The 12,610-nt window shown below is 55.5% G+C and carries 10 protein-coding genes and 1 pseudogene; 4 read left to right on the top strand and 7 right to left on the bottom strand.

Features of this window, described 5'->3' with window-relative positions; genetic code table 11:
- Positions 1-55 precede the first annotated feature (55 nt).
- Positions 56-706: a DUF938 domain-containing protein gene (locus AC0L6A_RS04210; protein ID WP_473292397.1), complete on the bottom strand. Its 651-nt coding sequence runs from the start codon at positions 704-706 to the stop codon at positions 56-58.
- Positions 707-786: 80 nt separating this feature from the next.
- Here AC0L6A_RS04210 and gloB point away from each other — a divergent pair, with 80 nt between their 5' ends.
- From gloB to AC0L6A_RS04195, 3 genes are all read left to right on the top strand, one after another.
- A complete protein-coding gene (gene gloB, locus AC0L6A_RS04205) occupies positions 787-1,551 on the top strand; it encodes a hydroxyacylglutathione hydrolase (protein ID WP_473292395.1) in 765 nt (254 codons plus the stop codon).
- Between the two features lie 157 nt (positions 1,552-1,708).
- Positions 1,709-4,036 (top strand): ATP-dependent Clp protease ATP-binding subunit ClpA, encoded by a 2,328-nt coding sequence (gene clpA / locus AC0L6A_RS04200; RefSeq protein ID WP_473292393.1) that lies wholly within the window; start codon positions 1,709-1,711, stop codon positions 4,034-4,036.
- Complete coding sequence (locus AC0L6A_RS04195) at positions 4,036-5,010, top strand: M23 family metallopeptidase (protein WP_473292391.1); 975 nt, start codon at positions 4,036-4,038, stop codon at positions 5,008-5,010. Before clpA ends, AC0L6A_RS04195 begins: the two co-directional genes overlap by 1 nt.
- Here the strand turns inward: AC0L6A_RS04195 and AC0L6A_RS04190 are convergent.
- The 3 genes from AC0L6A_RS04190 to AC0L6A_RS04180 all read right to left on the bottom strand — a co-directional run bounded on the left by AC0L6A_RS04190 (position 5,007) and on the right by AC0L6A_RS04180 (position 8,569).
- Positions 5,007-6,743, bottom strand: coding sequence for a peptidoglycan -binding protein (locus AC0L6A_RS04190; protein WP_473292390.1), 1,737 nt, complete (start codon positions 6,741-6,743; stop codon positions 5,007-5,009). The genes AC0L6A_RS04195 and AC0L6A_RS04190 overlap by 4 nt on opposite strands.
- 3 nt (positions 6,744-6,746) lie before the next feature.
- Positions 6,747-7,946, bottom strand: a complete 1,200-nt coding sequence (locus tag AC0L6A_RS04185; protein ID WP_473292389.1) for a biopolymer transporter ExbB — start codon at positions 7,944-7,946, stop codon at positions 6,747-6,749.
- 83 nt (positions 7,947-8,029) lie between these two features.
- On the bottom strand, positions 8,030-8,569 hold the full coding sequence (locus AC0L6A_RS04180; protein ID WP_473292387.1) for a gamma-glutamylcyclotransferase: 540 nt from the start codon (positions 8,567-8,569) through the stop codon (positions 8,030-8,032).
- A gap of 71 nt (positions 8,570-8,640) precedes the next feature.
- On the opposite strand from AC0L6A_RS04180, the gene AC0L6A_RS04175 reads away from it, so the two are divergent.
- Entirely contained in the window at positions 8,641-9,642 is a 1,002-nt protein-coding gene (locus AC0L6A_RS04175; RefSeq protein WP_473292385.1) for a DUF2125 domain-containing protein, read from the top strand.
- A gap of 9 nt (positions 9,643-9,651) precedes the next feature.
- On the opposite strand, the gene AC0L6A_RS04170 is transcribed toward AC0L6A_RS04175, so the two are convergent.
- From AC0L6A_RS04170 to hisC, 3 genes and pseudogenes are all read right to left on the bottom strand, one after another.
- Entirely contained in the window at positions 9,652-10,491 is an 840-nt protein-coding gene (locus AC0L6A_RS04170; protein WP_473292383.1) for an extensin-like domain-containing protein, read from the bottom strand.
- Positions 10,492-10,509: 18 nt separating this feature from the next.
- A pseudogene (locus AC0L6A_RS04165) lies at positions 10,510-11,428 on the bottom strand (prephenate/arogenate dehydrogenase family protein).
- Entirely contained in the window at positions 11,425-12,546 is a 1,122-nt protein-coding gene (gene hisC, locus AC0L6A_RS04160) for a histidinol-phosphate transaminase (protein WP_473292381.1), read from the bottom strand. The pseudogene AC0L6A_RS04165 and the gene hisC overlap by 4 nt, the downstream one beginning before the upstream one ends.
- Between the last annotated feature and the right edge of the window lie 64 nt (positions 12,547-12,610).

The raw sequence follows: 12,610 nt of genomic DNA, 5'->3' as shown, positions 1-12,610 counted from the left end.
CTGAGACTACCTGAACACCTGCAAAATGGAATGCCCGATCTGCATGCAGCGGTTCCTACGAACCGCCCCCGGTTTTGCGCAACACAATGGCCAGATTGTTCGCCGGCATTTCAATCAGGTCAGCCTGACGCAAACCGGTTTCCGCACTCCACGCTTCGATTTTCTCGAGATCCTTGTAACCGATCTGCGCATCATGATCGGTAAGCGAAGCGTGAAACGCTTCGTCCCCTTCGCTTCGAAATGCACCACCTGTTCGAAACGGGCCATAAAGGAACCAACTGGCGCCGGGCGCAAGATTGCGTGAAACACCGGCAATCACGGCATGAGCCGTCTGCGCATCAATCAGATGCATCAAGTTCACAGTTACAATCATCGACATAGGACCCGTCCGCCATGATGGCGCGCTTGCATCCAGGAATTGCGCCATACGCATATTCCGGACACCCTTCTCGGCTCTCCAGGCATCAATGCTGTTGAGACGGGTAGCTTCGATGTCTGTTGGCTGCCAGATCACATTTGGAAAAGCGCGGGCATACTCCACGATATGCTCGCCTGTTCCTGAGGCCAGCTCTAACGCGACCCCCTGTTTGGGAACATAGGGCTCCATAGCTTCCAGGATCGGTGAAAGGTTGCGCGAGGCAGAGGGCGCAGACAAGCGATCATCAGCACGCTGATGCGCTATTGAATGTGGCTTTTCTCCTGCCATTTTTATCCCTTAGGCGCATAACCAGTATTGAGGCTCGGGTTAGTTTGAGCAAGACTGATTAACCAGTACGGAGGACCAGAATGCTCGAACTCGTCACAATTCCCTGCCTTTCGGATAATTATGCATTTTTACTGCACGACGCCAAGACAGGAAAAACGGCACTTATCGATGCGCCCGAGCCGCTGCCCATTGAAAGTGAACTTGAAGCGCGCGGTTGGTCTTTGTCGGAAATCTGGTTAACGCACCATCATTGGGACCATATTGACGGGGTCGCTGATCTGGTCGCCTCGACAGGTGCGCGCGTCATCGGGGCCAACGTGGACCAGAATCGCTTGCCGCCGCTTGATCAGTCTGTCACAGCTGGACAGAGCTTCGACTTTGCGGGTCACGAAGTTCAGGTCTCGGACGTATCAGGTCATACCATTGGACACATCGCGTTCTATGTCCCAGACGCAAAAGCGGCGTTCACCGGTGACAGCCTGATGGCGCTGGGATGCGGCCGTTTGTTCGAAGGCCGCCCTGAGCAAATGTGGGACAGTTTGCAGCGCCTATCCAAACTGCCTTCAGATACCCAGATCTGTTCGGGTCATGAATATACTGGCGGGAATGCGTCCTTCGCGATCACGATCGAACCCGGCAACGAGGCCTTGCGCACCCGTCGGGAACGCATTGAAGTGGCCCGTTCGCTGGGAACGCCGACAGTCCCTTCCCTTCTTGCGGAAGAGCTGGAAACCAATCCTTTTTTGCGGGCGCACTTGCCCTCGGTCAAAGCATCCCTACATATGGAAACCGCAACAGACGCCGAAGTCTTTGCCGAAATTCGGGCTCGGAAAGACGATTTCTAAGCAAAAATCCGCAAAATCACACTTGTGCGAGCAAAAATTGACCAAAAGGGTCTTGATAGCGACGCAAGGACAACCGAACCTTAACATTATGAGGCAACGGTAAAAGGCGAAGCAATCGCCGGCGGGAAATCCGCAGAACTTACGAGGAGCGCGCAACATGCCATCTTTTTCAAAACCCCTCGAAGAAGCCATTCATCAGGCTTTGGCGATAGCCAATGACCGCAAACACGAACTGGCCACGCTTGAACATTTGCTTCTTGCGCTTCTGGACGAGCCCGATGCAACGCGCGTGTTGAAAGCGTGTTCTGTTGAGGTGGAGGTATTGCGCAAAGTTCTGATCGATTTCATCGACGAAGAACTGACGACACTTATCACCGACCTTGAAGGGAACGAGGCGGTTCCAACCGCAGCTTTCCAGCGCGTGATCCAACGCGCCGCAATCCATGTGCAAAGTTCGGGCCGCACCGAAGTCACGGGCGCTAACGTGCTTGTCGCGATTTTCGCTGAGCGCGAATCGAACGCTGCCTTCTTCCTGCAAGAACAGGACATGACCCGCTATGATGCGGTGAACTATATCGCCCATGGCGTCGCAAAAGAACCTGGCTTTGGCGAAGCACGGCAAGTTTCCGGTTCACCAGATTTCGACGACGAGGATGTACAAGACGCCCAGCCCGCTGAAGAAAATGACAGCGCGCTTGCAAAGTACTGCGTCGACCTGAACGCAAAAGCGCGCGAAGGGGATATTGATCCCCTGATCGGGCGGGCCCACGAAGTTGAACGCTGCATTCAGGTGCTGTGCCGCCGTCGCAAGAACAACCCCCTTTTGGTTGGGGATTCCGGTGTTGGTAAAACTGCAATCGCGGAAGGGCTGGCGACTAAGATCATCGCGGGGGATACCCCTGAAATTCTGTCCGAAACCACAATCTATTCCCTCGACATGGGCGCACTTCTGGCAGGCACACGCTATCGCGGTGACTTCGAAGAGCGTTTGAAAGCTGTCATGAAAGAGCTTGAGGATCACCCGGACGCAGTCCTATTCATCGACGAAATCCACACGGTCATCGGCGCTGGTGCGACCTCGGGTGGGGCAATGGATGCTTCGAACTTGCTGAAGCCTGCCCTTCAAGGCGGCAAGCTGCGCTGCATGGGATCGACCACCTATAAAGAGTTCCGCCAGCATTTCGAGAAGGATCGTGCACTAAGCCGCCGGTTCCAGAAAATTGACGTGAATGAACCGACTGTTGATGACGCGGTGAAGATCCTTCAGGGGCTGAAGCCGTATTTTGAAGAACATCACGGTGTGAAATACACTGCCGATGCCATCAAATCAGCCGTTGAACTGTCTGATCGCTATGTGAATGACCGTAAGCTGCCGGACAAGGCGATTGACGTGATCGACGAAGCGGGTGCTGCCCAACATCTGCTGATTGCTTCGAAACGCCGCAAAACCATCGGCACGAAAGAGATTGAGGCCGTGGTTGCCAAGATCGCGCGCATTCCGCCAAAAAGCGTTTCGAAAGACGATGCTGAAACCCTGCGCGATCTTGAGAAATCTCTGAAGCGCGTGGTGTTCGGTCAGGACAACGCGATCGAGGCATTGTCTTCGGCCATCAAACTGGCACGCGCTGGCTTACGTGAACCCGAAAAGCCCATCGGTAACTATCTGTTCGCCGGGCCAACGGGCGTGGGTAAAACCGAAGTGGCCAAACAGCTCGCCGACAATCTTGGTGTAGAGCTTTTGCGTTTCGACATGTCCGAATACATGGAAAAACACGCCGTTTCACGCCTGATCGGGGCACCTCCGGGCTATGTTGGGTTTGATCAGGGTGGGCTTCTGACTGATGGCGTCGATCAGCATCCGCATTGCGTGTTGCTGCTGGACGAGATGGAAAAAGCACACCCGGATGTCTATAATATCCTGCTTCAGGTCATGGATAACGGCGAACTGACGGACCACAATGGCCGCACGGTCAGCTTCCGTAATGTGGTCTTGATCATGACCTCAAATGCGGGCGCAGCCGAGCAAGCGAAATCGGCCATTGGCTTTGGTCGTGACCGTCGCGAAGGCGAAGACACTGCCGCCATCGAACGTACCTTTACGCCGGAGTTCCGCAACCGCTTGGATGCGGTGATCAGTTTTGCGCCGCTGGGCAAAGAAGTGATCCTGCAAGTGGTCGAGAAATTTGTTCTGCAGTTGGAGGCTCAGTTGATGGACCGCGGCGTTCACATCGAACTCACCCGCGCTGCCGCCGAATGGATTGCCAACAAGGGCTATGATGATCGCATGGGCGCACGCCCACTGGGCCGTGTCATTCAAGAACACATCAAGAAGCCTTTGGCCGAGGAACTGTTGTTCGGGAAGCTCGCCAAAGGCGGATTGGTTCAAGTGGGCGTCAAGGATGGCAAGCTGGACATTCGCATTGAAGAACCGAAAACCCCGCGCATCGGACGTCGCAAGAAGCCCCCGCTTCTACCTGCGGATTGATGCGCGCCCTTTGGGCGACAATAGTGCTGATCTGCGCCGCAACCCCGGTTGCGGCGCGTGATCCAATTCTCAGCTTCCCTGTAGACTGCAAGCTGGGCGATGACTGTTTCATTCAGAACTATGTGGACGCTGATCCCAGTTCGGGTGCAACAGATTTCACCTGCGGGTCACTCAGCTATGACGGCCACGAAGGTACGGATATCGCACTAACCTCAGACATGGCAGCTAGAGGTGGAGTTGACATTAGACCCGTCGCGCCAGGGGTGGTTCGGCACACCCGAACCGACGTCGAAGATCATTTTCTCTCTGAGCCATTGGACTATCCCCAAGGACAGGAATGTGGGAATGGCTTGATCGTGGAGCATGGCGGTGGTTGGGAAAGTCAGTACTGCCACCTGCGCAAAGACAGCATCCATGTTTCCGTCGGCCAGAAAGTCGGGCTTCGATCCATATTGGGGCAAATCGGCATGTCAGGGCTGACCGGTTTCCCTCACCTCCATTTGACGCTGCGCAAGAATGGCCGTGTGGTTGACCCATTTAATGCCGATCCCTTGACCTATTGTGGCAGCGATCAAACGAAATCACTGTGGGCTGAGGAGCCTGAGTACCAAACCAGTGGATTTGTAAATGCAGGCTTTAGTTTCAAGGTTCCGGAATTCGAGGTCATAAAATGGGGACAGGCGCATCGGTCCACAATTAAAACCACGGCAGGCGGGCTGGTGTTCTGGGCACAAGTATTTGGGGCCAAACAAGGCGACAAACTGCACCTTATCATTCATGGACCGATGGGAGTTTTCGTTGACCATTCCGAAACTCTGACATCCACGCAAGCCCGCGCAATGCGTGCGATTGGTCGCAAACTTCACCAAGAAAACGCGGTGCCCGGCATTTATCACGGAACGGCTACGCTGCTACGTAAGGGGCAGGAAGTTGATCGCGTCTCGATCCTGACCACACTGCAAAGCGCGCTTTAGCGTTCAGTCAGCTTCAGTTCGATCCGACGATTTAGCGCGCGGGCTTCAATAGTGTTGGCAGGATTAACTGGACGATACTCACCAAATCCAGTTGCGGCCAAACGTTCCGGCGGGAAACCCAATTCGTCGATCATGTATTCCACAACCGACAATGCACGAGCTTGGCTGAGCGCCCAATTGTTGCGGAACTCGCCTGTGCCGGACAATGGAACATTATCGGTATGCCCATCAACACGGATCACCCAATCAACCTCGTCAGGGATTTCCCCGGCGACGTCAGACAACAGCGTGGCCACCCTTGCGACTTGCGCTTTGCCTTCGGGCTGCAATTCCGCGCGGGCGCTGGCGAACAACACTTCTGACGAGAACACAAAACGGTCCCCGACAATCTGAACACCTTCACGATTCCCAAGAACCGACCGCAGCTTGCCGAAAAACTCGGACCGGTAAGCGGAAAGCTCTTTGGCTTCTTCCTCAAGCCGTTTGCGCTCTGCCTCTTCCAGCTCGGCGCGTTTGCGTTCCTCGGCGGCCACGCGCGCCAATGCGGCATTCAGCTCGGACCCGAGCTTCTGAATTTGCACTTTTGCTTCCTGATCGCGTGTCGATCCATCGTCAAGAATGGCCTGCAAGCCGCCAAGTTGGGTACGCAATGCGGCGACCTGTTCGTTTAACAGCGCGATCTTGCGTTGGCCCTCGGCGCTTTGCGCCTCTTCCTCGGCAAGTGCCAAATTGGCTGCGGCCAGCAACCGGGCACGTTCCTCGGATTCACTCAAAACGTCAGTCGAAACACGTTCGGCTTCCAACCGCGCGGCCAATTCGGCCTCCAAACGGTCGCGCAGATCGGCACTATCGGCACCAGCTCCGGCTTGTTCTTCCAGCTGCAACAAGGCCGAAGCCAGACGCTTATCCAAATCCACACCGGCCGCCTTCGCAGCCGCGAGCAAGGTTAGCGTATCCTCTGCCTGCTTGCGCTCTGCTTCCAGCGCAAGCGTCATCGCCGTCAGCTCCGTGTCCGCGTTTTTCAATCGTTCACGCAAAGCTTCAGCGGCTGCGGCTTCGGCCAGCTTTCCAGCCTCTTCGTCGCTTAGGGCTTTTTGGCCGTCTTCGACTTTGACTTCCAAATCGGCGACCAATGCTTCCAACGCTTCACGTTTGGCAGCGGCCAATCGCGCAGCTTCGGTGCCGGCGTCTATCTCATCGCGCGCCTTCACAAGAGCCAAATTCAACGCTTCTTGTTCCGTGATCAGCTTCGTGCGGGCTTCCTCAAGCTCGGCAACAGAAGCACTTAGGGCTTCTCCTTCAGCCAGAGCACGGTCACGTTCTGACAGCAACGTCGCGACCTGAGCTTCAAAGCTTGTGATCCGCGCCGCTTGTGCCGCGAGATCTGAAGCTTGGTTTTCTGTCTGCGTGGTCAGCTGAGCGATCATCGAAGCCTGCGCATCCGAGATTGATCGCGCCTCGCTGAGTGTTGCATTCAGCGTACCGACCTCACCCTGAAGCGCTTCGGTGCGGTTGCGCTCTAGCCCCAAGGCATCAGCAAGCTCTGACACCTGTACAGACAGGGCATCAAGTTCGTCGGCCTGCCCTGATATCGTTTCGCGCAGGATAAACTGAACGATCATGAAGATGGTCAGAACGAACATCAACACCAGCAGCAATGCCGTCATAGCATCCACGAAACCGGGCCAAATTGACCCGCTCATGCGTTGGGAAGATCGGCGGCTCAACGCCATGACTTAGTCTTTCTCCTGACCCGAAGCGACACGGATCGCGTGGGTCAAGGTTGCCAAATCACCACGAAGATCGGACAGGCTTTCCTGTCGTCCAGCCTGCATTTCTTCCAAGATGCGCAAAAGCTGTACATCGATCGAACGCAGGCGCATCCGGCTTTCGGCGTCGACCTGCGTTTCTTCATCTTCTTGTGCATTGGCTTCAAGAATCCCGCGGACCGCCTCTTGGCTTTCGGCGATCTGCATCAGCGCCTGCGTCTGCCCATCATCCTGAGCAAGCTGCGAGGTCAGAGCTTCGATATTGGTCGCAAGCGACCGCAAACGTTCGTCCATCATCGTGCGCTGCGCGTCGGATTGGACAAACATAGTTTGCATGGTTTCAATCTGTTCGGCCAAGATGCCCAGATAGGCACCGGCTTCGGCAGCGTCCTCACCATCTCCGCCCGAATAGCTCAGCTTGGTGATGGTCGACAGCCATTCTTCAAGCTCGCGGTAAAACCGGTTTTGACCATGTCCTGCGAACAGCTCCATCAATCCAACGACCAATGAGCCCGCAAGCCCAAGAAGCGAGGATGAGAACGCGGTGCCCATACCACCAAGCTGTTCTTCCAAACCGGTCATCAGGCGGTTGAACACTTCAACCCCGCCTTCACCTTCGCCGGGGGCAAGGGACCGGATGGTCTCGACCACCGCGGGTACAGTGGTGGCCAGCCCAAAGAACGTGCCCAACAGGCCCAGAAAAATCAAAAGATTGACGATGTAGCGCGTGATGTCGCGCGCTTCATCAATACGGGTGGCGATACTGTCCAAGATCGACCGCGACGACCCCGAGCCGATCTGAAGCTGCGATCCACGATTTGAGCGAAGCAACGCCGCCAAGGATGCCAAAAGACGCGGTGCGCGTTCCGGATCGTGATGTTCGCGCTTCTGCACAAAGCCTTCGATCCAACCGACCGAAGCAAACACCTGCCAAACCTGCCAAAAACAAGCCAAAAGCCCGATCACGAAGACAAACAGGATAAACCCGTTCAGATATAGGTTTGCCATGAACACAGGCAACACATGTGGCAGAGCGACAAACGTGCCAAAACCCACAAGCCCCAAAGCAACCAGCATCAAGATGATCTGGCGTACGGGATGGGTGAAAGACGGCTCGATGCCTTTTCTTTTGGGCGCAGTCAGCGTCCCGCGATCTGGTTGATCCATGCGGGGAAAGTCCTTGTCGCCATTATTATTGACGACAGGATAGGCAGGTTTTCAGCCCCTGCCAAGCTTTCTATCTGCTGATCTCAATTGCCCGTTAACGCACGCACCTGACGCGACAGCCACGACAAATCTTCATCCTCGATCCCAAGCTCGGTCAAGTGGTTGGCTGTGTTATACAGATACTCTGTATTTGGCCCCCTGCCCCCAACAGCAGAGGCAATGATGTCAGCCTGCACAGTCAGCTCAATCTGGCAATATTGAACGTGATCCGGGTCGATAACATAAGTCACGGCCTGGACCGTTCGCCCGTCAAACAGATCAATCGTCAGCTGCTTTTCAAGATATGCGGATGACACAAGTTCGCGTTCGCGCAGGTCAGCCATCGTCTTGTCGTAGGTACCCGGGCGCGCGCGAAAGGCCAGACCTTGGCAATGTGCGCCTTCCAGTTCATCCAAGGCCAGCACCAGTCCCGGGTTCTCTTCGGTTCCCCGATGATGGATCGAGCGCATGCAAAAGCTTCGATGGTATTCGGGCAGCGTCGCGACAACGGCTTCGTCGTGATCGAAGCCGGGGTTCCACATCAAGGAACCATATCCGAACACCCACAAGTCATCATTGCTCATTTTGCTCGCCCTTCTGTTTCGCGCAGATTAAACACGCCTATAAACACGTGTTGTGTAAAAGGGAAAGTGTCATGCGCAAGTTGGTTGTGATTGCAGTTGTTTTGGCCGGTCTTTGGGCCGGATATTGGTTTATCGGTGCGAAAGGTGTCGAAACTGCATTCAACACGTGGATCGAAGATCGCCGTAGCGATGGTTGGGTATCACAGGCGCAAGATATCTCGACCCAAGGATTTCCCAATCGCTTTGACACGATCTTCACAGGGCTCGAGCTTGCCGATCCCGAGACCGGTCTGGCGTGGCGCGCGGATGAGTTTCAGATCCTTGCGCTTTCTTATCAACCAAATCACGTGATTGCGGTGTGGCCGGGGCAACAAGTGTTGTCTTCACCCGAACAAAACATCTCTTTCAAGGCCGACGAATTCAAAGGCTCGTTGGTTTTTGATGCTCATCCGGATCTTCCTTTGGACCGAAGCTCGATTGTGATTGAGAACCTGACCATGCAATCCAGTGCCGGCTGGACGGCAGGGCTTGAAAGCGGGCAGATCGCTACGCGCAAATCCTCAGCTGCGCCTAATCGCTACGACATTCATTTCGAAGCGTCCGACCTGTTGCCCGCGTCGTCCTTAATCCAAGGATTTGCAGGTGGAGAGCTGCTGCCCCCGGTTTTTGAGAGCGCGCTACTAAAGGCCAGTGTTGATTTCACCATGCCTTGGGACCGGCACGCCGTTGAAGATGCCCGCCCACAGATCACACGGATTGATCTGGAAGACCTTGATGCACAATGGGGAGAGCTGGGGCTGAAAGCCGTCGGAACAGTCGATGTTGATGAGCGCGGCATCCCAGCGGGCGAGGTCGCAATCAAAGCCAAGAACTGGCGCCAGATGGTTCAGATCGCCGAAGCATCGGGCACCCTTGCACCAGAATTGGTCAGCACCGTGACTGGCGCGCTTCAGTTCGTGGCAGGCTTGTCTGGCAATTCGGAAACATTGGACGTGACACTGCGCCTTTCCGGCGGGGCCGTGTTCCTTGGGCCCATCCCGATTGGATCAGCCCCGATTATCAAAATCCGCTAAGGCACAGCCCTAACGACAGTATGATCCACTGCGATAGCGGGCCGTATCAAAATGGAAGTGGTCCTGATGATACCGGTCTGCATTGGGGCCTAAAACGGTTCCAAATGGTCCGCAGGCGGCTTTGTGCATCTTCTTCAGAACTTTGCTATGTACCGGATCGCGCCACCCGCGCAGGACAGATAGCTCGGTCCCATTCTTCAGTCGAATCCCTGCGATATCCACCGCGCGGCCTTTGCCGTGTTCACTGATCTTCGCCCCGCGCTTGTTGTTGCGCGTGCGACAAGCGTAATGCGCCACAACGCGAAGCGATGACGGTCCACCGCCCAAGCGTCCAACTGACGGGAATACGCCATTGCGAACCCAGCTGTTCAGCGCTTTGGCCGTCGTGCAATCCATGACAGCTGACTGACTTAGCTTTACGCCTGAAACCTCGGTCACGCGGACTGGGGACGAAATACCGCAACCACGGATTTTGCCCGGAATTGCTGAAATCGCCTGCCCCTTGATCTCGTTCACACCACAAATTCGGCCACGCTTGCCTGATGATGCGGGTTTTGGAGTCGATGAAGCGATTTTTTGAGCAAACCCCTTTGGGCGATTGACCGGACGCAACGAACGCGCAACAGCCAGTTTGGTTGGCGCTAATGGCACTTCTGGCGCGACGACGGGTTCAGCTTTTGCTGGGCGTTCTACCGGTCGCTGAGGTGTTGGCGACGCAGGCTCTTCTTGCACGTCAGGGCGGGGTTCAGGCCGCGTCGTTTCAGCCGTCGCAACACCAGCGTTAAGCAGTGCAAACAACGCAAAACTTCCGATCCGCAAGGTAAATCTGCAGCCAATCAAACTCGTCATCCTACCCTCGTGTATGGCTTAGTCGTGTTTAACGGAGCGCCCGAAATCTGGTGCGTCCGTATCCTGTCCAGCTTCGATGATACCACGCCGGATCGCACGGGTTCGAGTGAAATAGTCAAACAGGTGGTCCCCGTCGCCTTGTCGAATGGCGCGTTGCAAGGCGAACAGCTCTTCCGTAAAACGACCCGAAGATCTCTAAGGTCGCGTCTTTATTGGTTAAAAACACATCACGCCACATGGTGGGATCAGAGGCGGCAATACGCGTAAAGTCGCGGAAACCCGCCGCTGAATAGTTGATCACCTCAGTATCCGTCACGCGGCCCAGATCATCTGCGACGCCTACCATTGTATAGGCAATCAAATGTGGGGCGTGGCTGGTTACGGCAAGAACCAGATCGTGATGGTCCGCTTCCATCATTTCGACATTCGAGCCCATACCGCGCCACAAATCTGCAAGGCGTTGAGTTGCTGTCTCATCAGCACCGTTGGGCACAAGAATGCACCAACGGTTATCATAAAGCTCGGCAAAGCCGGATCGCGGTCCACTGTGCTCGGTCCCGGCAAGTGGGTGGCCCGGAATGAAATGAACACCGTCGGTCAGATGCGGTGATACAGCATCGATAACAGCACGTTTCACAGACCCAACATCTGTCACAGTTGCGCCCTTACCCAGAACCGGACCAATTTCCTGTGCAACTGCACCCATTGCGCCGATCGGAACTGCCAACACCACAAGATCGGCACCTTCGGCGGCCTCGGCGGCCGTATCCACGACCCGATCACAGAAGCCCAGCTCTCGGGCAGTGTTACGAGTCTCCGCTGAACGCGCGGTGCCTACGATCTCGCCTGCCAGTCCACCACGGCGCATTGCATGCGCCATCGACGATGCGATCAGTCCCAGACCAATCAAGGCGACGCGTTGATAGATCACACTCATGATGCGCCTCCTTCCTTTTGATCGCCCTCAGCCAACGTAGGTCCGCCTTTGAAACGCCCTATCATGTGCGCCACGCGGCGACAGGATGCCTCGTCCCCAATCGTGATACGCAGGCAGTTAGGCAAGCCATAGCCCGCGACACGGCGGACGATAATTCCTTCGCTTTGAAGAAACTCATCACAAGCGTTTGCTTCACCTTCGTCCGCAAAGCGTGCAAGAATGAAATTCGCACAAGACGTGTCAGATGGCACACCAAGTTCCGCCAAAGCTTCTGCCAGCCAGGCCCGAAGGCGCGTGTTTTCCTTCAAACAGCGCGTGCTGTGTTCATGATCGCCCAGCGCAGCTTCGGCAGCATCAAGCTGAGGCATAGAAAGATTGAACGGTCCCCTTACTCGGTTCAGGACACCGATCACCTCGGCCGAGCCATAGCCCCAACCAATGCGCAGACCGCCAAGTCCATACATCTTCGAGAAAGTACGCGTCATGACGACATTCTCGTGTTGTTCGACAAGCGAAGCCCCACCATCGAACCCATCAACATATTCCGCATAAGCGCCATCAATGACCAATAGAACATCGTCCGGAAGTTCACGAGCAAGGCGTGAAAGGTCGGCCCGGCTGACCATCGTGCCGGTCGGGTTTCCGGGATTGGTGACAAAAACCAACGACGTCTTGGGTGTCACTGCGGCCAAGATCTCATTCACATCGACCATACGCTCACGCTCTGGCACTTTGACCGGGGTTGCACCCGCCGCCAACGCCGAGATCTTGTACATCGAGAACCCGTGTTCGGTGTAGATCACTTCCGTTTCCGGACCGCTGTAGCACTGACACAGAAACGTAATAACCTCGTCCGAGCCTACGCCGCAGATGATGCGCTCTGGATCAAGACCATGCAGCGAACCAATGGCCGTACGAAGGCTGGCGTGGTCAGTGTTCGGATAGCGATGCAGCGCATGACCTGCTTTTTGGAACGCCTCAACAGCTAGCGGGCTTGGTCCGAACGGGTTTTCGTTCGAGCTGAGCTTGATGACATTCGTCATCCCCTCGACACCCGAGGCACCACCTACATAGGGCTTGATCTCCATGATCCCCGGCTGGGGCACAGGTTTTGTCATGACTTAGCCTTTCCTTCGTAAGCGCGGTTTTAGACCTACTCCAAATTCAAGACCAGCGATGTTT

This window comes from Aliiroseovarius sp. D2-2, from assembly GCF_055809455.1.
Note: the sequence above shows the minus strand (reverse complement) of the source record. Positions and strands in the feature narration are given on the sequence as shown.